Raw genomic sequence first — 21423 nt, forward strand, 5'->3', positions numbered from 1 at the left:
GTGGCCGTCGATGGCCACCGAAGACACCGCCATGAGCGACTCGCTCTACCGCGAGATCGACCGCGCCGACTGGGCACGGCTGGCCCCGGGCGTTCCCAACCCGCTCACCGAGACCGAGATCGTGCAGCTGCGCGGCATCGGCGACCGGCTCGACCTGGCCGAGGTGCGAGAGGTCTACCTTCCGCTGAGTCGGCTGCTGAGCGCCTACGCGGAGAACACGAAGCGCCTCGGGGCGGAGACGGCGGCGTTCCTCGGCGAACCCGACTCCACGACCCCGTTCGTCGTGGCGGTGGCCGGCTCGGTGGCGGTCGGGAAGTCCACCATCGCGCGCCTCCTGCGTGAGCTCATGAGCCGGTGGCCCGGCACACCGCGGGTGGAGTTGGTGACGACCGACGGGTTCCTCTACCCGAACGCCGAACTCGAACGTCGCGGCCTCATGGAGCGCAAGGGGTTCCCGGAGTCGTACGACCGCCGCGCGATGGTGAGCTTCCTCTCGGCGGTGAAGTCGGGGGCAGCCGAGGTGCGGGCGCCGTTCTACTCGCACATGCGGTACGACATCATCCCCGATGCCTACGTCACGGTGCGGCGCCCCGACGTCGTCATCGTCGAAGGCCTGAACGTTCTGGCCCCGCCGCCGTCCCCGCACGATGTCGCCGTCAGCGACCTGTTCGACTTCTCGATCTACGTGGATGCCGATGTGGAACACATCGAGTCCTGGTTCGTGAACCGGTTCCTCGCTCTGCGCGAGAGCGCCTTCAGCAACCCGAAGTCGTTCTTCCGGGTGTTCGCCGACATCTCCGACGACGAGGCGGTCAGTCAAGCTCTCGGGTTCTGGCGCGACATCAATCTGCCCAACCTCCGCGAGAACGTGGAGCCCACGCGGCACCGCGCCCAACTCGTTCTGAATAAGGCGGCCGACCACACCGTCTCTTCGGTCCGGCTCCGCAAGCTCTGACCGCGCCGCCGGAGGCCACGGCATCCCCAGGTCATTCCCGGCCCCGGTGCGCGGCTCCCGGCCACGGCCCGCCTACGATTGAACGCATGTGTGGAATCGTCGGATATGTCGGCCCGCGGCCGAGCCAGGACATCCTGCTCTCGGGCCTGGCCCGTCTGGAGTACCGCGGTTACGACTCCGCCGGGATCGCGGTCATCGACGCCGACGGTGACCTGGGGCTGCGCAAGCGCGCGGGCAAGTTGAAGGTGCTCCGCGACGACCTGTCGGCCCATCCGCTGGCCGACGGCACGACCGGCATCGGGCACACGCGCTGGGCGACGCACGGCGGTCCGACCGACGCCAACGCGCATCCGCACCTGGCCGACGACGACAAGCTCGCGGTCATCCACAACGGCATCATCGAGAACTTCTCCGAGCTCAAGGCAGAACTCGTCGCGGAGGGGTTCACGTTCCGCAGCGAGACCGACACCGAGGTCGCGGCAGTGCTGCTCGGACGCGAGTACCGCGCCACCGGCGACCTCGTCGCCGCGTTCCGCACGGTCGTCTCCCGTCTGGAGGGCGCGTTCACCCTGCTCGCGATGCACCGTGACGAGCCGGGTCTCGTCGTGGGGGCGCGCCGCAACTCCCCGCTCGTGATCGGTCTCGGCGAGGGGGAGAACTTCCTCGGCTCCGATGTCGCCGCCTTCGTCGAGCACACCCGCAACGCGCTGGCGATCGGTCAGGACGAGATCGTCTCGATCACGCCCGAGGGTGTCACCGTCACCGACTTCCACGGCAACCCCGTCGAGGTCGAGCCCTTCGAGGTCGTATGGGACGCTGCGGCGGCGGAGAAGGGCGGCTGGCCGTCGTTCATGGCGAAGGAGGTCTCCGAGGAGCCCGAAGCCGTCGCCAACACCGTGCGCGGCCGCATCCGCGGCGGTCAGGTCGTGATCCCCGAGCTGGAGGGTCTGGACGAGCTGTTCGCGGGCATCTCCCGCATCATCGTCATCGCGTGCGGCACGGCGGCGTACGCCGGCATGGTCGGCAAGTACGCGCTGGAGCAGTGGGCGCGCATCCCCGTCGACGTCGAGCTCGCCCATGAGTTCCGCTACCGCGACCCGGTGATCGGCGACGACACGCTCGTCGTGTCCATCTCCCAGTCGGGGGAGACGATGGACACCCTCATGGCCGTCAAGTACGCGAGGGAGCGCGGGGCGCGCACCCTGTCGATCTGCAACACGCAGGGCGCGACGATCCCGCGCGAATCGGATGCCATCGTCTACACCCACGCGGGGCCCGAGGTCGCGGTCGCCTCGACGAAGGCGTTCGTCGCTCAGATCACGGCGCTGTACCTCCTGGGACTCCACGTCGCGCGCGTGCGCGGTGCGCTCAGCGACGCCGATGGGGCCCGGTTCGTGCGCGAACTCGAGGCGGTGCCGGAGAAGATCTCGTGGGTGCTCGAGAAGGAGCAGGCGCACATCGCGCAGTTCTCGCACTGGATGGCCGACACGCAGTCGGTGCTGTTCCTCGGGCGTCACGTGGGCTACCCGATCGCCCTCGAGGGAGCCCTCAAGCTCAAGGAGATCTCGTACATCCACGCCGAGGGGTTCGCCGCCGGCGAGCTCAAGCACGGCCCGATCGCCCTCATCGAGCCGGGCCAGCCGGTCTTCGTCATCGTGCCGTCGCCGCGCGAGTCGGCCGAGCTGCACAAGAAGGTCGTCTCCAACATCCAGGAGATCCGCGCCCGCGGAGCCCGCGTCATCGCCGTGGCCGAAGAGGGGGATGCCGCCGTCCTCCCGTTCGCCGACGAGGTGCTGCGCATCCCGCTGGCCGGGCCTCTCTTCGAGCCGCTGCTGGCCGTCGTGCCGCTCCACATCTTCGCGATGGGGCTCGCGACCGCCAAGGGCCTGGACGTCGACCAGCCGCGCAACCTCGCGAAGTCCGTCACGGTCGAGTGAGCGCAGCCTGGCGGCGGGTGACGGCATCCGCCTTCGCCCGGCGACGGTCGCCCGCCCGACGGTAGGCTGGCGGGATGATCGTCGGCATCGGCGTCGACCTCGTCGACATCCCCCGTTTCGAGCGCTCGCTCGAGCGGACGCCGCGTCTCATGGATCGCCTGTTCGCACCGGCGGAGCGTGCTCTGCGTCCCCCGTCCCTCGCGGCGAGATACGCCGCGAAGGAGGCGCTGATCAAGGCGCTCGGCGGGTCGGACGGCGTGCACTGGACCGACATCGAGGTGGCCTCCGAGCCGTCGGGTCGCCCGGTCTTCGCGCTCACCGGCGAGACGGCGGCCACCGTTGCCGCTCGCGGCATCCGCACCGTGCACCTGTCCCTCACCCACGACGCGGGCGTCGCGATCGCCTATGTCGTGGCCGAGAGCGACGGGAGTCCCGCATGACCGCTCTGCACCCGGGCGAGATGCGGGAGGCTGCGATCGACGTCGGAGCCATCTCCGCGAATGTGCGGCACCTGCGCCGTCTCACCGGAGTCGAGGTGCTCGCGGTCGTGAAGGCCGACGGGTACGGCCACGGTGCGGTGCGATCCGCGCTCGCCGCCCTCGACGGCGGGGCGACGCGTCTCGGCGTCGCCGACGTGACGGAGGCGCTGGCGCTGCGCCGGGCGGGCATCGATGCCCCTCTCGTGGCATGGCTCCACGCCCCCGGTGAGACGTTCACCGAGGCCGCGGCTCGCGGGATCGAGATCGGGGTCTCGTCGGCGGACCAGCTTCTGGCCGCGGCATCCGCCGCCGCCGTCGCCGACCGACCGACCGCCATCCACGTGAAGGTGGAGACGGGCCTCGGCCGCAACGGTGTACCACCCGCCCAATGGGGACACGTGTTCGCCGAGGCTGCCCGCTGGGAGCGCCTCGGCCGGGTGCGGGTCGTCGGCATCTTCAGCCACCTGTCGAATACGAGCGAGGCCGATGACCGTGCCGCCGTGCGACGCTTCGACGAGGCGCTGCTGGCGGCCGCAGCGCAGGGCCTCGCTCCACGGCTGCGCCATCTCGCCGCATCGCACGCGGCCATCGCCCTGCCGGAGGCGAGATTCGACGCCGTGCGCATCGGCATCGCGATGTACGGCCTGTCGCCGTTCGCCGACCGTACCTCCGCCGAACTCGGGCTCCGTCCGGCGATGTCGCTGCGCGCCGCCGTGGCCGCGGTGCGCCGCGTGCCGGCGGGCCAGGGCGTCTCGTACGGATACCTCCATCGCACCGACTCCGACACGACCCTCGCGCTCGTCCCGCTCGGGTACGCCGACGGCATCCCGCGGAACGCGTCCGCAGGCGGGGCGGTGCGCATCGGTGGGCGGGTGTTCCCCGTGGCGGGGCGCATCGCGATGGACCAGTTCGTCGTCGACGTCGGCGACCACCCCGTCGCGGTGGGCGACGAGGCGCTGCTGTTCGGCGACCCGACCTTGGGCGAGCCTGCGGTGGAGACATGGGCGGATGCCGCAGGCACCATCAACTACGAGATCGTCACCCGCATCGGACCGCGGGTGCCGCGCCGTCAGGTGACGCGATGACCGCAGACGGCCTGGCACAGTTCGCCGGACGGCGCGAGATCGCGTCCGCCTCGGCCATGGAGCAGTTCGGGCGCGAACTCGGCGCCGTGCTCCGTGCCGGCGACGTCGTCGTGCTCACCGGGGCGCTCGGCGCGGGCAAGACGACCCTCACGCGGGGGATCGCGGCCGGCCTCGGGGTGCGCGGACCCGTCCAGAGTCCGACCTTCGTCCTCGCCCGCACGCACCCCTCCCTCGTCGGGGGCCCTCCGCTCGTCCACGTCGACGCGTACCGGCTGGGGTCGGCGGCTGAGCTGGACGATCTCGGCCTGGATCTGGAACGTTCGGTCACGATCGTCGAGTGGGGTCGCGGGATGGTCGAGGCCCTCGTCGACGAGTGGTGGGAGATCGAGCTGGATCGCGAGTGGGGCGGCGCCGGGATCGACACGGCGTGCGGCGTCGGCGGGCCCGGTGCGCGCGAGATGGACGATACGGCGCCGCGGCTGGTGACCGTCGTCCGTCGTCCCTGACCGCGCTCGCATCTCGAGGAGCCGCGGCTACGCTGGAGGGATGATCCTGGGCGTGGACACTTCCCTCGGCACGGCTGTCGCCGTGGTCGAATCGGACGGTGTCGTCCGCGCCGAGGCGACGAGCGCCGACGCCCTCGCGCACGCGGAAGTGATCGGGCTGCTCCTGGAGGGCGTGCTCGCGGATGCGGCGCACGGTCCGATCGGGGCGACGACCGTCTCCGAGGCCGTCGAGATCACGCACGTCGCAGCGGGTATGGGTCCGGGGCCCTTCACGGGCCTCCGAGTCGGCATCGCGGCCGCTCGGGCGTTCGCGCTCGGCCGTGGACTGCCCGTCATCCCCGTGCCCAGCCACGACGCCGCCGCGCTCGCCGTGCTGCTGGCCGATCCGCACAGCGTGCCGGGCCCCTTCGCCGTCGTCACCGACGCTCGCCGTCGCGAGTACGCGTACACCGTCTACGACGGCGTCGACGACGACGGGCTGCCCGTGCGGCGTGCGCCCGCCACCCTCGCCCCGCGCGACGCGATCGACGACGTCCTGGCGGGCCTCGATGTCCAACGCCGCGACGTGTCGTCGATCTCCGCCGCGATGCTCGCGCTCGCCGCGGCGCGCGCGGTCGCCTCGGGGCGCACCCTCGCCGACGGTGAGCCCCTCTACCTCCGGGCGCCCGACGTCACTCTGCCCGCCGGTCCCAAGAAGGTGGGCACATGACGGTGCGGACGGCGACGGCATCCGACCTGGGCGCCATCATGGCGCTCGAGCGCGACTCGTTCCCCACGGATGCGTGGAGCGAGGCGATGATGGCCGCCGAGCTCGCGTCGCCCCACGGGCGCTACGTCGTCGACGTCGACGGTGCCGTCCTCCATGGGTACGGCGGCGTGCGCGCCGTGCAGGGAGCCGCGGATGCCGACATTCAGACGATCGCGATCGCCGCGTCGTCCCGGGGCCGTGGGCGCGGGCGTCACCTGCTCGACGAGCTGCTGCGCACGGCTCGGGAGCGCGGCGCGCGAGAGGTCTTCCTCGAGGTGCGCGCCGACAACCCGGTGGCCACCGCGCTGTACATCTCGGAGGGGTTCGTCGAGATCGCCCGTCGCCCGCGCTACTACCAGCCCGACGACGTCGATGCCGTCGTGATGAAGCTCGACCTGGCAGCGTGGGGCGCGCGTGAGGCCGACTCGGCGCGGCCGTCCGCCTCGGCCGACCCGAGCGCGTCGCCGGCCACCACCGCCGGAACGGGGTGGTGCTGATGACCGGGCGCATCCTCCCGTCGGACGGTCCTGCTCCGCAGGAGCCGCTCGTGCTCGGGATCGAGACAAGCTGCGACGAGACCGGGATCGGCATCGTGCGGGGCCGCACGCTGCTGTCGAACACGATCGCGAGCTCCATGGCCGAACACGCGCGCTACGGGGGCGTCGTGCCCGAAGTCGCGGCACGCGCACACCTCGAGGCGCTGCAGCCCGCGATCGAGCAGGCCGTCGCGGAGGCGGGGATCGCGCTCACCGACCTGGATGCCGTCGCCGTCACGAGCGGACCGGGCCTCGCCGGTGCCCTCATGGTGGGTGTCGGCGCGGCGAAGGCGCTCGCCGTCTCCCTGGATCGCCCGCTCTATGCGGTCAACCATCTCGTCGGTCACATCGCCGCCGACATCCTCACGGGCGAAGAGGTCGAGTATCCGACGGTCGCGCTCCTCGTCTCGGGCGGCCACACATCGTTGCTGCTCGTGCGCGACCTTGTCTTCGACGTCGAGCTCCTCGGGGAGACCATGGACGATGCGGCGGGCGAGGCCTTCGACAAGATCGCGCGCACCCTCGGACTGCCCTACCCGGGCGGTCCCGAGATCGACCGCGCGGCCGCGCTCGGCGACCCCGACGCGATCCGCTTCCCACGCGGGCTCTCCCGCGCCTCCGACATGGCGGAGCACCGGTACGACTTCTCGTTCTCGGGGCTGAAGACGGCGGTCGCCCGCTGGGTGGAGCGGGCCGAGGCAGCGGGGGAGACCGTGTCCGTCCCCGACGTCGCCGCGTCCTTCCGCGAGGCGGTCGTCGACGTGCTCGTCACCAAGGCGCTCGCCGCCTGTGAGCGCCACGGTGTACCCCGGCTCCTCCTCGGCGGTGGCGTCATCGCGAACCGGCGCCTGCGTGAGGTGGCGGTCGCTCGTGCCGAGGCCGCCGGGGTGGCGGTGCGCATCCCGCCGCTGTCGCTGTGCACCGACAACGGCGCGATGATCGCCGCCCTCGCGGCCGAGCTGATCCGCAGCGGGCGTCCCGCTTCGACGCTCGCGTTCGGTGCGGACTCGACCCTTCCCGTCACCGAGATCCAGGTGGCGGTGAGCGCATGAGCACGCCCGACGACCCGCCCGCCCTGCCGGCCGACGTCCCGCAGGTTCCCGTGCCGATCATCGAGTCGGCATCGGGCGATGTCGCGCCCGGCGAGACAGCGAGGCTGCCGGGAGAGCACCGTGGCGGTTTCCAGCGCGCGCTGACGGAACCGGTCGAGGTGACCGCTCCCGTGCACACGGAGGTGCGGTGGGCACCTGCCCCGCCCGCCCCGCTGCCCCGCAGTGCGCCGTGGGCACTGACCTTCGCCGTCCTCGGGCTGCTCGTGTCGCTGCTCGTCGGATGGGGTTTCCTCATCGGCATCCTGGGCGCGTCGCTCGCCGTCGTCGCCCTTCGCCGCCCGTGGGAGAGCCGCGGGGTGGCCGTCTGGGCGCTGTGCCTGAGCGCGCTGTCGCTCCTGTACAGCGGCGGCTGGCTGTGGTGGGCCTCGACGCAGGGCCCGCTGTTCGGCTGAACGGCCCCGGTTGCCCTCGGTTCGGCGCGGCGCTCAGAGACGGTCGGCGAGAAGTGCGACCCGGGCTCCGTCCACGCGCGTGAGCAGGAGCGTCGCGGCCGCATCGCCGCGCAGCTTCAGCTTCGTGCGGAGGGATGCCGGGTCGATGTCGACGCCGCGCTTCTTGATCTCCAGCGTGCCGATGCCGCGCTCGCGGAGCGCCTTCGACAAGCGTTTGGGGTCGAACGGCAGTTGCTCGCGCACGCGGAACGTCTGCACGAAGGGGCTCGTCGTGGCCGTGTCCGACGTGAGGTAGGCGATGCCGTCGGCGATCATGCCGGCATCCAGTCGCCTCGCTACCTCGCCGATGAGGCGCGCCCTGATGACCGAGCCTGCGGGCTCGTGGACGTACGCGCCCAGCGGACGTACGGGGACGTCTGCCGCGTCTCCGGATGCCGTCAGCTCGTGCGCCGCATCGCCGTGGACGACGAGCGCGGCGCGTGCGACGCCCGGGCGGGCGAGGGCACCCGACCACAGCACGAGTTCGATGGTGGACCCGTCGACGGTGATCCACTGGGCTTCGACGCCGTCGGGGATCTGCTCGCGGTCGAAGCCCGGACCCAGCTTGATCCCCACCGGCATCCGGGATGCCAGGTCGAACGCCCAATCCAGCGACGGCGTCCAGTCGGCCGCGCGCGTGCGACGCGTCTCGCTGTGTCCGGCGGTGCGGCGGGCGGGGTCGAGCCAGACGGCGTCGATGCCCGTGAGGTCGGTGGACTCGGCGGTGGCGTGGCGCACGGTCGCCGTGTCGCCGAACGGCGCGAGGTTGTACGCGGCGATCGCGGCGGTGATCTCGTCGGCGTCGACGGCGAGCACGTGCAGGCCGATCCCCGCGAGCCCCAGTGCATCGCCGCCGATGCCGCATCCCAGGTCGGCCACGCGCGTCATGCCCGCATCCCGGAATCGGCCGGCGTGGCGGGCCGCGACGGCGAGGCGGGAGGCCTGCTCCAGCCCCGCGCGGGTGAACAGCATGCGTTCGGCGAAGGGCCCGAACTTCGCGGCGGCGCGGGTGCGCAGGCGCGCCTGACCGACCACCGCCGACACGAGCTCCGGAGATGTTCCGGCGGCGCGCAGGCGGCTGACGGCGGCGGCGACGTCGTCGGTCGAGTCGATGCGGCCGAGCGAGTCGAGCAGACGCAGCGCCTCCGGTGTCAGCAGGGTCGCGAGCTCGGCGTGGTCCACCGGGCAAGCCTATGCGGCGCCGCGTGTCGCCGCGCGTCGGAGGATTGGCACTCGCGTTGCACGAGTGCCAGCATCGCCCTAGACTGGCATTAGCACTCGCGGTGTGCGGGTGCTAATGAGTCTTTACGCATGACCCCTGAAGCAAGAAAGAGGTAGACCGTGTCGGTTTCCATCAAGCCGCTCGAGGACCGCATCGTCATCAAGCAGGTCGAGGCTGAGCAGGTCACGTCCAGTGGACTGGTCATCCCCGACACCGCGAAGGAGAAGCCCCAGGAGGGCGAGGTCGTCGCGGTGGGCCCCGGTCGCATCGACGACAACGGCAACCGCGTTCCGCTCGACGTCGCCGTCGGCGACCGCGTGATCTACAGCAAGTACGGCGGCACCGAGGTGAAGTTCGGCGGCGACGAGTTCCTCGTCCTGTCGGCTCGCGACGTGCTGGCGGTCGTCGTCCGCTGACCGCACACAGCTGACCGAAGGGTCCGGATGCCGTGGCATCCGGACCCTTCGTCGTTGCCGGCGCCCGGGGATTGGCAGCCACGTCGCGGCGAACGGCAGGATCTCGTCGCTCCCGGGGACCGCGCGACGTCATGACCGTCCTAGGCTTGGACCCATGACACCACCCGCGCGCTCCGTCCGCGACGGCGATGAGGTGCGCGGGGGAGTCCTGGCCTTCATCGCCTACTTCCTGTGGGGCTTCATGCCCCTCTACTTCCTCACGCTGACGCCGACCGGCCCGTGGGAAGTGGTCTCCTGGCGCATCATCCTGTCGCTGGCGTTCTGCGCCGTGCTGCTGACGGTGACGCGCACCTGGGCGAAGCTGTGGGCCATTCTGCGCACGCCCCGACTCGTCCTGTGGACGATCGTGGCCGGCCTCCTCATCTATGTGAACTGGCAGGTCTTCCTGATCAGCACGCTCACCGGCCACGTGATCGAGGGCAGCCTCGGCTACTTCATCAATCCGATCGTGACGGTGCTCCTGGGCGTCCTCGTGCTCGGGGAGCGGTTGCGCATCGCCCAGTGGGTGGCGATCGGCATCTCCGTGCTGGCCGTCATCGTCATCGTGGTGGGGTACGGCGACTTCCCGTGGATCGCGCTGACCCTCGCGGCGAGCTTCGGTGCGTACGGTCTCGTGAAGAAGCAGATCGGTCCCAGCGTGGATGCCATCAGCGGGCTCACCCTGGAGTCGCTGTGGCTGCTCCCCGTCGCCGTGGTCCAGCTCATCGTCGTCGCGGCGACGACGGGCCTCACGATGGGCCAGCCCGGTCCGGGGCACGCCGCCCTGCTGCTGCTGGCGGGCGCGGTGACCGCCACGCCGCTCCTCTTCTTCGCGGCCGGTGCGCGCCGCGCGCCCCTCACGGTCATCGGGCTCCTGCAGTTCGTCGCGCCCATCCTGCAGTTCATCACGGGCGCGTGGATCATGGGCGAGCCGATGCCGCTCGAGCGCTGGATCGGCTTCGGACTGGTGTGGCTCGCGCTCGTCGTGCTCATGGCGGACACGCTCCGGCACGCACGCCGCTCACGGGCAGGGGATGCCGTTATCGCATCGTGACCATGACGTTTCACAGCGTTAACGGATCGCAACATTGGTGACGCGTCTCGGCGATTAGGTTGATTCCAACTGGGACGGCACCCGAGGTCGTCCCTTGTTCATCCATAGCAAGGAGCAACATGACCGTCTTCACACGTTCGCGTGCGGGCAAGGTCCTTGGCGGCATCGCCGTCGTCAGTGTCAGCGCCCTCCTGCTCGCCGGCTGCGCCGGCGGCGGTGGCACGCCGGCGCCGAGCGACAGCAGTGCGCCTGTCGCAGAGGATCTCACCCTCAAGATCGGCAGCGTGCTGCCCCAGACCGGCAGCCTCGCCTTCCTCGGCCCGCCCGAAGAGGCGGGTGTGCTCCTCGCCGTCAACGAGATCAACGAGGCCGCCAAGAGCCTCGAGGTGGAGTTCACCCCCGGCGACTCGGGTGACGCCGACAACAAGGCGTTCGAGACCACGGTTCCGAAGCTGCAGAACGCGGGAGTCTCCGCGATGATCGGTGCCGCGGCATCCGGTGTCACGAAGCTCTTCCTCGACTCCAACGTCCAGGCGGGCATCATCACGTTCTCGCCGGCGAACACCTCGCCCGACTTCACGACGTGGGACGACGACAACCTCTACTGGCGCACCGCTCCGAGCGACCTGCTCCAGGGCGAGGTTCTCGGCAACCTGATCGCCGAGGACGGCCACAAGAACATCGGCATCATCTACCAGAACGACGCCTACGGCACCGGCCTCTTCGGTGTCATCAAGGAGGTGTTCGAGTCGACGGGTGGCTCGGTCGTTGCTGAGGCGTCGTACAACGACGGCGATAGCTCGTTCGACGCCCAGGTGTCCACGATCGCGGCGGCCAAGCCCGACGCGGTGGTGCTCATCACGTTCGACCAGTTCGCGACGATCGCGCCGCTGCTGTCCAACGCGGGTGTCGACCCGGCGAACTACTACCTCGTCGACGGCAACCTCAAGCAGTGGGGCGACGACGTGTCGGTCTCGCTCGAGGGCGCGAAGGGCACGACGCCCGGACCGGTGCTCGAGACGGACTTCCAGGACCGCCTGAACGCGGCCTGGACCGACGCGGGCAACGCTGCGCTGGACGACTACTCGTACGCCGCTGAGTCGTACGACGCCGTCGTGCTGCTCTCGCTGGCCTCGCTGGCTGCCGGTTCGACCGACGCCGCCGACATCGCCGGCAAGCTCCAGGAGGTCTCGGGAGGCTCGGGCGAGGGCACGAAGTGCACCACGTACGCCGAGTGCGCTGACATCATCCTCGGCGGCGGCACCGCCGACTACGACGGTGTCTCCGGTCCGATCACGTTCGACGAGGCCGGTGACCCCACCGAAGCGTCGATCGGTATCTTCCAGTACAAGGCCGACAACACCCACGAGCGCATCGACACCCGCTGACGCTCGCACGGCACGCGAAAGGCCCCGCAGCTCCGGCTGCGGGGCCTTTCCCGTTCCTCCCGCGGGCGGCGGCGGCAGAGCCGGGCGCAGCGGCCCCGGGCACAGCGGCCGGGCACAGCGGAGGAGATACGCGTTACGGAGGGAGCGCAGCCGGCATCCTTTCCTCCGAAGCGTCGATCTCCTCCGCTGCGCCGTGCCTGGGCACCCCAGCGGCCACGTCCGGACCGCGCACCCGTCGCACCGGTCACGCACCCCCTCGCGCCGCGTACGCGCACGAGAAGAGGGTCGGATGCCACGTGGCATCCGACCCTCTGTCGTCGTTGTGGGGCGGTCAGTCGCCGGAGCCGAGCGTCCCGAGGTAGAGGCCGATGACCTGGGGGTCGTTCAGCAGCTCGCGACCGGTGCCGTGGTACGCGTCGCGGCCCTGGTCGAGAACGTAGCCGCGGTCGCAGATCTGCAGGCACCGGCGGGCGTTCTGCTCGACCATGATCGTCGTCACGCCGGCCTTGTTGATGTCCGATACGCGCAGGAACGCATCGTCCTGACGAACGGGGGAGAGGCCGGCGGAAGGCTCGTCGAGCAGCAGCACCGACGGGTCCATCATGAGCGCGCGGCTCATCGCGACCATCTGACGCTCGCCGCCGGAGAGCGAACCGGCGCGCTGCTTGAGGCGCTTGCCGAGCTCCGCGAAGATCCCCGTGACGAACTCCAGTCGCTCCGCGTAGATGCGCGGGTTCTGGTAGAGCCCCATCTGCAGGTTCTCTTCGATCGAGAGCGAGGGGAACACGTTGTTCGTCTGCGGCACGAAGGCCACCCCGCGCTGCACGAGCTTGTCCGCCTTGAGCCCCACGATCGACTCGCCGTTGACGGTGATGTCGCCGCCGCGCACCTTGACGAGTCCGAAGATCGACTTCAGCAGGGTCGACTTTCCGGCGCCGTTGGGGCCGATGATGCCGATGAGCTCGCCCTTGTGAGCGACCAGGTTGGCGTTGTTGATGATGTTGATGCCGGGCAGGTAGCCCGCGAGCAGATCGGTGACCTGCACGACGACCTCGCGCTCGTCGACGGTCGCTGCGCCTGCGCCTTCCGGCTGGCTGGAAGAATCGGTCACTTCTTGTCCTCCTCCGCGTCGGCGATCGAGGCGGCTTCCTCGTCTTTGATCTCGTCGAGCAGTTCCCGCGCCGAATCGTCGAGAGTGCCCGAGACGCGACCGGTCACGACGCCCAGATCGACGTCCTGGTGGCTGCCGAGATAGGCGTCGATCACCGCCTGATCCTGCATGACGGTGTCGGGCGGACCCTCGGCGACGACCTTGCCCTCGGCCATAACGACGACCCAGTCGGCGATGTGGCGCACCATGTGCATGTCGTGCTCGACGAACAGCACCGTGACGCCGAGTTCCTTCAGATCGAGGATGTGATCGAGCAGCGACTCCGTCAGAGCCGGATTGACCCCGGCCATCGGCTCGTCGAGCATGACCAGCTGGGGATCGCTCATGAGCGCCCGCGCCATCTCGAGGAGCTTGCGCTGACCGCCGGAGAGGGATGCCGCGAAGTCCTGCTCCTTGGCGTCGAGCTTGAAGCGCTTGAGCAGACCGCGCGCCTTCTCCTCGTTGTCGGTCTCCTGACCCCGCCAGGTGGCGGGGAGGAACGACTGCCAGAACTTCTCCCCGCGCTGCTGGGGAGCGCCCAGCTTCATGTTCTCGAGCACCGTGAGCAACGACAGCGCCTTCGTGAGCTGGAAGGTGCGCACCTGGCCCATGCGGGCCACCTTGAAGGCGGGGATGCCGGAGAGGCTCTTCCCGTCGTACGACCATGTGCCGGAGTTGGGCTTGTCGAACCCGCAGAGCAGGTTGAACAGCGTCGTCTTCCCGGCGCCGTTCGGGCCGATGAGGGCGGTGATCGCGTTGCGCGGGATCTCCAGGTGCTCGACGTCGACGGCTTTCAGGCCGCCGAACTGCCGCGTCACACCGTCGACCACCATGATCGGATCGACCTTCGCGACGCCGGGGACGGCGTCGCCCTTCGCGAGTCCTGTCGTCTTCGGCCGCGGGACGCTGCCCGTGACGGGCGCCGGTTCGGGGGCGCCGGGAGTCTCATTACTTGACAAAGGTCATCTCCCTCTTGTCGCCGAGGATTCCCTGCGGCCTGAAGATCACGAGGAGCATGAGCGCGACGCCCACGAGGATGTAGCGGAGCGTGCCCGCCTGGATCGGCGTCATTGGGAGCCAGCCCGCCTGCGCCATCTGCGGCAGCAGGTTGCCCAGGAGCGCGAGCACCATCCAGAAGATCACGGCGCCGAGCGACGGACCGAAGATGGTGGACGCACCGCCGAGCAGCAGGATCGTCCACAGGAAGAACGTCAGCGCCGTCGTGTAGCTCGACGGGATCACCGCCGACGGCAGGACGTAGACGATGCCGCCGAGGGCGCCGATGACACCACCGACGATGAGCGCCTGCATCTTGTACGCGAAGACGTTCTTGCCGAGCGAGCGCACGGCATCCTCGTCTTCACGGATGCCCTTGAGCACGCGGCCCCACGGACTGCGCATGAGCGACCACACGACGAAGATCGACAGCGCCAGCACGATCAGGCCGAACACCACGATCCACAGCTGTTGCGGCGTGAACTGCCAGGGGCCGAAGCCGTAGCGCTCGCCCGTGGGGAGCGCCGGGAACGGGTTGGACGACTGGAAGCTGCCGTTGTAGTTCCCGAGGCCGTCGGCCGAGTTGGTCCACTCGTCGAACACCTGGGTCGTGAAGAGCAGTCGGACGATCTCGGCGGCCGCGATGGTCACGATGGCGAGATAGTCGGCGCGCAGGCGCAGCGTCGGCACACCGAGGATGACGGCGAACACGACGGCCAGCGCGAGACCCACGAGCATCGCGAGGTACCACGGCAGCTGGAACGTGAGGATGGAGATCGCGTAGCCGTAGGCGCCGAGGGCCATGAAGCCGGCCATACCGAAGTTCAGCAGTCCGGCGTAGCCGAAGTGCACGGCGAGGCCCGTGGCCGCGAGGGCGTAGGCGATCGTGACGGGGCTCAGCAGGTAGCTGAGCGTGTTGTTGAGGATGGCACCCCAATCCATGGCGATCACCCCAGCCTTTCTTTACGACCGAGCAGACCCTGTGGTCTCACGAGCAGGATGAGGATCAGCACGACGAGCGCGCCGGCGTACTTGAGGTCGGACGGGATCCAGAGCGTCGACGTCTCGACCACCACGCCGACGATGAGCGCACCGAGGAGGGCGCCGAATGCGGTGCCCAGGCCGCCGAGGGTGATCGCCGCGAAGATCAGGAGCAGCATCTGCGTGCCCATGTCCCAGCGGACGCCCGGTCGGAAGTAGGCCCAGAGCACGCCCGACACGGCGGCGAGCGTCGCCGCCAGCACCCACACGATCCGGACGACGCGGTCCACGTCGATGCCGGAGGATGCCGCGAGCTGCGGGTTGTCCGAGATGGCCCGCGTGGCCTTGCCGATGCGGGTGCGCAGGAGGAAGAAGGCGACACCGAGGATCGCCGCGACGCTCACGCCCATGCTGACGAGGTCGATGTACGAGACCTGGATGGGGCCGATCTGGATGGGAGTCGGGCTCGCGCCGGGGAGCTGTGACGTGGAGCCTCCGACGACGAACTGGAACGTATAGCGCAGCGCGAGCGACAGACCGATGCTGACGATCATGAGCTGCACGACGCCCAGGCCGCGGTGTCGCAGTCGCCGCCAGAGTCCCGCGTCGAGGATGAGCCCGAGCAACGCTCCCGCCGCGAGGGCCGCGACGATGGCGAGCCACAGCGGGAGGGCGAATGTCGTGGTGGCGATCATCGTCACGAGGGCGCCCCACGTGACCATCTCACCGTGGGCGAAGTTCGACAGGCCCGTCGTGCCGTAGATGAGGGCGGCTCCCATGGCCGCCAGCGCGAGCAGCAGGCCGAAGTTGAGGCCGTTCACGACGCGGATGAGCAGCTGGTCCACGAACGACTGCGTCACCCGCTGACCCTCGCCCAGGAACAGGTTCACGATCTTCGTCTTCGTCAGGCCGAACTCGACCTCGAACGATCCCGTCGTCCCTGACACCGGCTGCAGGCCTTCGGTCAACAACGCCGGGTCGACGATGACTCCCTCCGGGAGCGTGTTCTCGTCGACGACGAGGGTGTACGTCTCCTTCGCGGGGACGTAGAGCCTCCAGCGGCCCTCGGCATCCGTGATCGTGGCCGCCTCGAACCCATTGCCGGAGATCGACATGGTGACGTCGGGCACGGGCTCGTCGTCGAACGTGATGACGCCGCCGAAGTAGAAGTCTGTCTCTTCTTGATCGGCACCCGGGGTATCGGGCGCCGCTGCGTGTGCCGCACCCGGACTGCTGAGAATCAGCAGGACGGCCGCCAGCACGACGCCAAGAATGAGCGCACCCCACCTCATAGGTCGGAGTGCGGTGTTGGTCGTGGGACTCAAAGGTTCCTCCAGTCCAGCGCACCGGATCGGGTGATGCGGTCGCATCAGCATCGATGAACGACGGTACGAGCGTAATGTGTCGGCCGTGTTTCGCCTACCGGTCGATCCGCGACCGGAATGAAACCGTATCCGCACGACTTAGACTCAGAGAGCCCGGATACTGCAGGAGAGCGCATGGAGCACAACGACCCGTTCGGTTTCGTCGGATTGACGTATGACGATGTCCTGCTACTGCCGGGACACACCGATGTCATCCCGTCCGAGGCGGACACCTCGTCACGGGTCACGCGGCGCATCACCGTCGCCACTCCGCTGCTGTCGGCGGCGATGGACACGGTCACCGAGTCCCGGATGGCGATCGCCATCGCACGTGAGGGCGGGATCGGCATCCTGCATCGCAACGCCTCCATCGAAGAGCAGGCGTCGATGGTCGATCGCGTCAAGCGCTCCGAATCCGGCATGATCACCGACCCCATCACGACCACCCCCGACGCGACGATCGAAGAGGTCGACAGCCTCTGCGCGCAGTACCGGATCTCGGGATTGCCGGTCGTGGATGCCGAGGGGCGGCTCGTCGGAATCATCACCAACCGCGACATGCGGTTCGTGTCGGGCTTCGAGCGTCAGACCACCAAGGTCCGTGACGTCATGACGAGCGACGGCCTGGTCACCGGCCACGTCGGCATCGGCGCGAACGAGGTCATCGCTCTGTTCGCCCAGCACCGCGTCGAGAAGCTCCCCCTCATCGACGACGAGGGCAAGCTCGCGGGTCTCATCACCATCAAGGACTTCGACAAGAGCGAGAAGTACCCCCTCGCAACGAAGGACGAGCAGGGACGGCTGCGCGTCGGCGCCGCCATCGGCTTCTTCGGCGACGCCTGGCAGCGGGCCGAGGCACTGCGCGACGCCGGGGTGGATGTGCTCGTCGTCGACACCGCCAACGGCCAGTCGGCCGGTGTCATCGACATGATCCGCCGCATTAAGGCCGACAGCTCGTTCGACCACATCGACGTCATCGGCGGCAACGTCGCCACGCGCGAGGGTGCGCAGGCTCTCGTCGACGCGGGAGCGGATGCCGTGAAGGTCGGTGTCGGTCCGGGCTCGATCTGCACGACGCGCGTCGTCGCCGGGGTGGGCGTGCCCCAGGTCACGGCGATCTGGGAGGCCTTCCAGGCCACGCGTGACGCCGGCATCCCGGTCATCGCCGACGGCGGCCTGCAGTACTCGGGTGACATCGCGAAGGCGCTGGTCGCCGGTGCCGACACCGTCATGCTCGGTTCGCTGCTCGCCGGCACGGACGAGTCTCCGGGCGAGGTCGTCTTCCAGGGCGGCAAGCAGTACAAGCTGTACCGCGGCATGGGATCGCTCGGGGCGCTGCAGACGCGCGGCAAGAAGACGTCGTATTCGAAGGACCGCTACTTCCAGGCCGATGTGCCCAACGACGACAAGCTGATCCCCGAGGGCATCGAGGGCCAGGTCGCCTACCGCGGCCCCGTCTCCGCCGTCGCCTACCAGCTCGTCGGCGGTCTCCGTCAGTCGATGTTCTACGTCGGCGCGCGCACGATCGACGAGCTGAAGTCTCGCGGCAAGTTCGTCCGCATCACGGCTGCAGGGCTCAAGGAGTCGCACCCCCACGACGTGCAGATCGTGGTCGAGGCCCCCAACTACAAGAAGTAGCCCGCCAGGGCGGGCGTTCCCGACGGGGACTCGCTTTCCCGACCGGGGGGCGCGACTCGACTGGGCCGCATAACTGGGCCGCGTAACGGAGGAGATCTGCGTTGCGGAGGCCCGGGGCCCGCGCGTCGGTCCTCCGCTGTGCAGGTCTCCTCCGCTGTGCAGGACGCGGGGGTCTCTCGCAGCGCGGTGATGTCGACACGGTCGTCGGAGCCGGACGGTCAGCGCGCGAGGTGGAGACCCTGGGCGACGGCGCCGGCGATCAGCTGCTGCACCGTGAGCCAGTCGTCCATCACCTGCGCATACGTGACGCGGATCACGTGGTACCCGTGCAGTAGCAGGCGTGCATCGTGCTCGATGTCGCTGCTGCGCTGGGCGCCGACGTGGTGACCGCCGTCGATCTGCAGGACGAGTCGGTCGCCGATCAAGAGGTCGACGGGGCGGCCGAGAAGCCACGCCTGGGGTAGGAGCGGCAGCTTCAGCCACCGCAGGCGTGCGGGGACGATCGTCTTGAGTCCCGAGTCGGCGAAGAGTCGAGCCTCGCGACACAGCCGCTGCGCCGGCGGGGGGAGCGGGAGGCGGGCCATCTCCTCGCGAGTCGTCTGTCGCTGGCGGAGTGCCGACTCCCACACCGCCAGCGCCTCCTCCCATGGCTGGCAGCGCGCGACCGCGACGAGCGTGTTCTCGATGCCGTCCTCGAGACGATCGGGGTGGCGTGGCACGACGGGAGCGCTCCAGTGGACCGTGGCGTCGTGTGCGCAGACACGTCCGGCGTGCGACGGCGCGGCCACATGAGGTCGCATGGCATCCGCCTGCCCGTGCACCCAGAGGCCGCGCCGTGCCGCTTGAGTGACGCACGTGAGGACGACGCCGGCGCGCGCCGCCGCGATCAGGAACGAGTCGGCAGAGGGCAGTGCCACCCACCCGCGTCGCACGCGGATGAGGTCGCCCGCCCGCTCGGCATCCCCGATCCGATGGCGCGAGTGACCGGCATCCTGTGCCGCAGTCGTGCGGCCGACGCCGCCACGGACGTCGATCCAGCGGAGGAGGGCCTCGCGCGCCGCGTTGGTCGTCGCTTCAGCGTGCGGCGTGCGGGGGCGTTGGTGGTTCGCGCGCGCAAGATCGGGGGAAACTGCGATGGGCTTCCGCGCGGGGGAGGAGGCGGCGCATCGTCCAGGGTGGGCGGTGGTTGCCGCCGTTCGGAGGAGATCCGCGCAGCGGAGGGCGCGGATGCCGGGGACCGCCCTCCGTTGTGAAGAACTCCTCCGCTGTGCGAACGCCGCGGCATCCGCACCTGCTGTCGGCGCACGCAGAACCTGCGAGCGGGACGGATGCCGTCGGCGGCGCCAGCGGGCCGCGCGGGTAGGCTGGGGGTGTGAGCATGGAGATCGAGCTCGGCCGCGCCAAGCGCGCCCGCCGCGCGTATGCGTTCGACGACATCGCCGTGGTGCCCTCGCGCCGCACGCGCAATCCGGAGGACGTCTCGACGGCGTGGTCGATCGACGCGTTCGGGTTCGAGATCCCGGTGCTCGGCGCCCCGATGGACTCGGTCATGAGCCCGCAGACCGCGATCATGCTCGGACGCCTGGGCGGACTCGGTGTGCTCGACCTCGAGGGGCTGTGGACGCGGTACGACGAGCCCGAGCCGCTGCTGGCCGAGATCGCCTCGCTCCCGGCTGACGTCGCGACCCGTCGCATGCAGGAGCTGTACGCGGCGCCGATCAAGCCCGAGCTCATCCGCGCGCGACTGGCCGAGATCCGCGACGCCGGCGTCACGGTCGCCGGTGCGCTCACGCCGCAGCGCACGCAGGAGCTCTACGAGACTGTCGTGGCGGCCGGGGTCGATCTCTTCGTCATCCGCGGCACGACCGTCTCCGCCGAGCACGTGTCCAGCGACGCTGCTCCGCTGAACCTCAAGAAGTTCATCTACGACCTCGATGTCCCCGTCATCGTCGGCGGCGCATCCACGTACACGGCCGCACTGCACCTCATGCGCACGGGCGCTGCCGGTGTGCTCGTCGGCTTCGGCGGCGGGGCCGCCTCCACGACCCGCGCGACCCTCGGAGTCCACGCGCCGATGGCGACCGCTGTGGCCGACGTGGCCGGGGCGCGGCGCGACTACCTCGACGAGTCGGGCGGGCGCTACGTCCACGTCATCGCCGACGGCGGGGTGGGCACGTCGGGCGATATCGTCAAGGCGCTCGCGATGGGCGCGGATGCCGTCATGCTCGGCGTCGCGCTGGCTCGCGCGATCGACGCACCCGGCCGCGGGTTCCACTGGGGCCCGGAGGCGCATCACCCGAAGCTGCCGCGCGGCCGTCGGGTCGAGGTGGGTCAGGTCGCTCCCCTCGAAGAGATCCTGTACGGTCCGGCCCCGGTCGCCGACGGCACGGCGAACCTCATCGGCGCGCTCCGCAAGTCGATGGCCACGACGGGCTACTCGGACCTCAAGGAGTTCCAGCGCGTCGAGGTGGTCGTCGCGCCGTACGCGTCGCACTGATGAGCACCGGCACCGCGACGCTCGACGTCTTCCCGCCCACCCTGCGGGAAGTCATGCTGCGTCCCTGGTGGATCGGCATGCTCCTGTTCGCGCTCGCGGTGGCGGCCGTCTTCGCCTGGCTCGGGCAGTGGCAGCTCGGACGTGCCATCGACACCGACCCGCCCCCGCCGGGAGCCACCGAGACGGTGCGTCCGCTGGCCGACGTCGTTGCCCCGGGGGAGTACCTCCCGGAGCCCCTCGTGGGTCAGCGGGTCGAACTCGACGGCGAGTGGGTCGCGGAGGACTTCCTCGTCGTCTCGTCGCGGTTCAACGGCGGCGACCAGGGGTACTGGGTGACCGGCCAGTTCCGCGTGTCCGACGCCGCGTCCGCGGTGACGGGACCGGCGGCGCTCGCCGTGGCGATCGGGTGGACGGCGGACCGAGCTGACGCGGATGCCGCGGCATCCGCTCTCGTGGAATCCCTCTCTTCTCAGGACGGCCGCGAGGCGACACTGGTGGGACGGCTGATCTCCGACGAGGGGCCGCGGGTTCCGGCGCCCGGCGCACCCCTGACGGAGATGACCACGATGTCGCCCGCCGCCCTGCTGGGTTGGTGGCACGACACCGAGGGGCTTTCGGTGTATCGGCCCTACCTCGTGGCCGACTTCGACAGCACCGGGCTCCCCGAGGCGCGCGGCACGCTCGTCGCGATCGACTCGCCCGCGCCGACCGAGCTGTCGAGCGTCAACTGGCTCAATGTCTTCTACGCGGTGGAGTGGGCGGTGTTCGCCGGCTTCGCCTTCTACATGTGGTACCGGCTCGCCCGCGACGCGTGGGAGAAGGAGGTCGAGGCGCTCGAGGAGGCGGCCTTCGAACGCGCCGGGGGCGCTCCCCCCGCCGACTAGACTGG

The 21423-nt window shown here is 70.0% G+C and carries 21 protein-coding genes; 15 read left to right on the plus strand and 6 right to left on the minus strand.

The window, feature by feature from the left end; all coding sequences use genetic code 11:
- The first annotated feature begins 10 nt into the window (after positions 1–10).
- The 9 genes from coaA (at position 11) to P0Y48_14320 (ending at position 7750) form a co-directional block, all read left to right on the plus strand.
- On the plus strand, positions 11–955 hold the full coding sequence (gene coaA, locus P0Y48_14280; protein WEK13606.1) for a type I pantothenate kinase: 945 nt from the start codon (positions 11–13) through the stop codon (positions 953–955).
- 86 nt (positions 956–1041) lie between these two features.
- Positions 1042–2892, plus strand: a complete 1851-nt coding sequence (glmS, locus tag P0Y48_14285) for a glutamine--fructose-6-phosphate transaminase (isomerizing) (GenBank protein WEK13607.1) — start codon at positions 1042–1044, stop codon at positions 2890–2892.
- A 74-nt stretch (positions 2893–2966) separates the two neighbouring features.
- Positions 2967–3332: a holo-ACP synthase gene (locus tag P0Y48_14290; GenBank protein WEK13608.1), complete on the plus strand. Its 366-nt coding sequence runs from the start codon at positions 2967–2969 to the stop codon at positions 3330–3332.
- A complete protein-coding gene (alr, locus tag P0Y48_14295) occupies positions 3329–4456 on the plus strand; it encodes an alanine racemase (protein ID WEK13609.1) in 1128 nt (375 codons plus the stop codon). Before P0Y48_14290 ends, alr begins: the two co-directional genes overlap by 4 nt.
- The gene (gene tsaE, locus P0Y48_14300; GenBank protein WEK13610.1) at positions 4453–4962 is read left to right on the plus strand and encodes a tRNA (adenosine(37)-N6)-threonylcarbamoyltransferase complex ATPase subunit type 1 TsaE; all 510 of its coding nucleotides are present in this window, start codon (positions 4453–4455) and stop codon (positions 4960–4962) included. Before alr ends, tsaE begins: the two co-directional genes overlap by 4 nt.
- A gap of 40 nt (positions 4963–5002) precedes the next feature.
- A complete protein-coding gene (gene tsaB / locus P0Y48_14305) occupies positions 5003–5671 on the plus strand; it encodes a tRNA (adenosine(37)-N6)-threonylcarbamoyltransferase complex dimerization subunit type 1 TsaB (GenBank protein WEK13611.1) in 669 nt (222 codons plus the stop codon).
- Complete coding sequence (gene rimI / locus P0Y48_14310; GenBank protein WEK13612.1) at positions 5668–6207, plus strand: ribosomal protein S18-alanine N-acetyltransferase; 540 nt, start codon at positions 5668–5670, stop codon at positions 6205–6207. The genes tsaB and rimI overlap by 4 nt, the downstream gene beginning before the upstream one ends.
- Positions 6207–7298 (plus strand): tRNA (adenosine(37)-N6)-threonylcarbamoyltransferase complex transferase subunit TsaD, encoded by a 1092-nt coding sequence (tsaD, locus tag P0Y48_14315; GenBank protein WEK13613.1) that lies wholly within the window; start codon positions 6207–6209, stop codon positions 7296–7298. The genes rimI and tsaD overlap by 1 nt, the downstream gene beginning before the upstream one ends.
- Positions 7295–7750: a hypothetical protein gene (locus P0Y48_14320; protein ID WEK13614.1), complete on the plus strand. Its 456-nt coding sequence runs from the start codon at positions 7295–7297 to the stop codon at positions 7748–7750. The genes tsaD and P0Y48_14320 overlap by 4 nt, the downstream gene beginning before the upstream one ends.
- A 33-nt stretch (positions 7751–7783) precedes the next feature.
- Here P0Y48_14320 and P0Y48_14325 read toward each other — a convergent pair whose 3' ends face one another.
- Positions 7784–8971, minus strand: coding sequence for a class I SAM-dependent methyltransferase (locus tag P0Y48_14325; GenBank protein WEK13615.1), 1188 nt, complete (start codon positions 8969–8971; stop codon positions 7784–7786).
- Between the two features lie 159 nt (positions 8972–9130).
- On the opposite strand from P0Y48_14325, the gene groES reads away from it, so the two are divergent.
- The 3 genes from groES to P0Y48_14340 all read left to right on the plus strand — a co-directional run bounded on the left by groES (position 9131) and on the right by P0Y48_14340 (position 11908).
- Positions 9131–9427: a co-chaperone GroES gene (gene groES / locus P0Y48_14330; GenBank protein WEK13616.1), complete on the plus strand. Its 297-nt coding sequence runs from the start codon at positions 9131–9133 to the stop codon at positions 9425–9427.
- A gap of 154 nt (positions 9428–9581) precedes the next feature.
- Positions 9582–10520, plus strand: a complete 939-nt coding sequence (gene rarD / locus P0Y48_14335; GenBank protein WEK13617.1) for an EamA family transporter RarD — start codon at positions 9582–9584, stop codon at positions 10518–10520.
- 119 nt (positions 10521–10639) lie between these two features.
- The gene (locus tag P0Y48_14340; protein ID WEK13618.1) at positions 10640–11908 is read left to right on the plus strand and encodes an ABC transporter substrate-binding protein; all 1269 of its coding nucleotides are present in this window, start codon (positions 10640–10642) and stop codon (positions 11906–11908) included.
- 331 nt (positions 11909–12239) lie between these two features.
- Here P0Y48_14340 and P0Y48_14345 read toward each other — a convergent pair whose 3' ends face one another.
- The 4 genes from P0Y48_14345 to P0Y48_14360 form a co-directional block, all read right to left on the minus strand.
- Positions 12240–12953 carry an ABC transporter ATP-binding protein gene (locus P0Y48_14345; GenBank protein WEK15090.1) on the minus strand — a complete coding sequence of 238 codons (714 nt, stop codon included), beginning with the start codon at positions 12951–12953 and terminating at the stop codon, positions 12240–12242.
- A gap of 62 nt (positions 12954–13015) precedes the next feature.
- On the minus strand, positions 13016–13891 hold the full coding sequence (locus P0Y48_14350) for an ABC transporter ATP-binding protein (protein ID WEK15091.1): 876 nt from the start codon (positions 13889–13891) through the stop codon (positions 13016–13018).
- A 115-nt stretch (positions 13892–14006) separates the two neighbouring features.
- Complete coding sequence (locus P0Y48_14355; protein ID WEK15092.1) at positions 14007–14996, minus strand: branched-chain amino acid ABC transporter permease; 990 nt, start codon at positions 14994–14996, stop codon at positions 14007–14009.
- Between the two features lie 5 nt (positions 14997–15001).
- Positions 15002–16360: a branched-chain amino acid ABC transporter permease gene (locus P0Y48_14360; GenBank protein WEK13619.1), complete on the minus strand. Its 1359-nt coding sequence runs from the start codon at positions 16358–16360 to the stop codon at positions 15002–15004.
- Between the two features lie 174 nt (positions 16361–16534).
- Between P0Y48_14360 and guaB the strand changes: the two genes are divergently transcribed.
- Entirely contained in the window at positions 16535–18037 is a 1503-nt protein-coding gene (gene guaB / locus P0Y48_14365) for an IMP dehydrogenase (protein ID WEK13620.1), read from the plus strand.
- 218 nt (positions 18038–18255) lie between these two features.
- Here guaB and P0Y48_14370 read toward each other — a convergent pair whose 3' ends face one another.
- Positions 18256–18954: a DUF559 domain-containing protein gene (locus P0Y48_14370; GenBank protein WEK13621.1), complete on the minus strand. Its 699-nt coding sequence runs from the start codon at positions 18952–18954 to the stop codon at positions 18256–18258.
- Between the two features lie 461 nt (positions 18955–19415).
- Here P0Y48_14370 and P0Y48_14375 point away from each other — a divergent pair, with 461 nt between their 5' ends.
- Complete coding sequence (locus tag P0Y48_14375) at positions 19416–20534, plus strand: GuaB3 family IMP dehydrogenase-related protein (GenBank protein WEK15093.1); 1119 nt, start codon at positions 19416–19418, stop codon at positions 20532–20534.
- Positions 20534–21418, plus strand: coding sequence for an SURF1 family protein (locus tag P0Y48_14380; GenBank protein WEK13622.1), 885 nt, complete (start codon positions 20534–20536; stop codon positions 21416–21418). The genes P0Y48_14375 and P0Y48_14380 overlap by 1 nt, the downstream gene beginning before the upstream one ends.
- Positions 21419–21423: the final 5 nt, after the last annotated feature.

This window comes from Candidatus Microbacterium phytovorans, from assembly GCA_029202445.1.
Taxonomy (GTDB): domain Bacteria; phylum Actinomycetota; class Actinomycetes; order Actinomycetales; family Microbacteriaceae; genus Microbacterium; species Microbacterium phytovorans.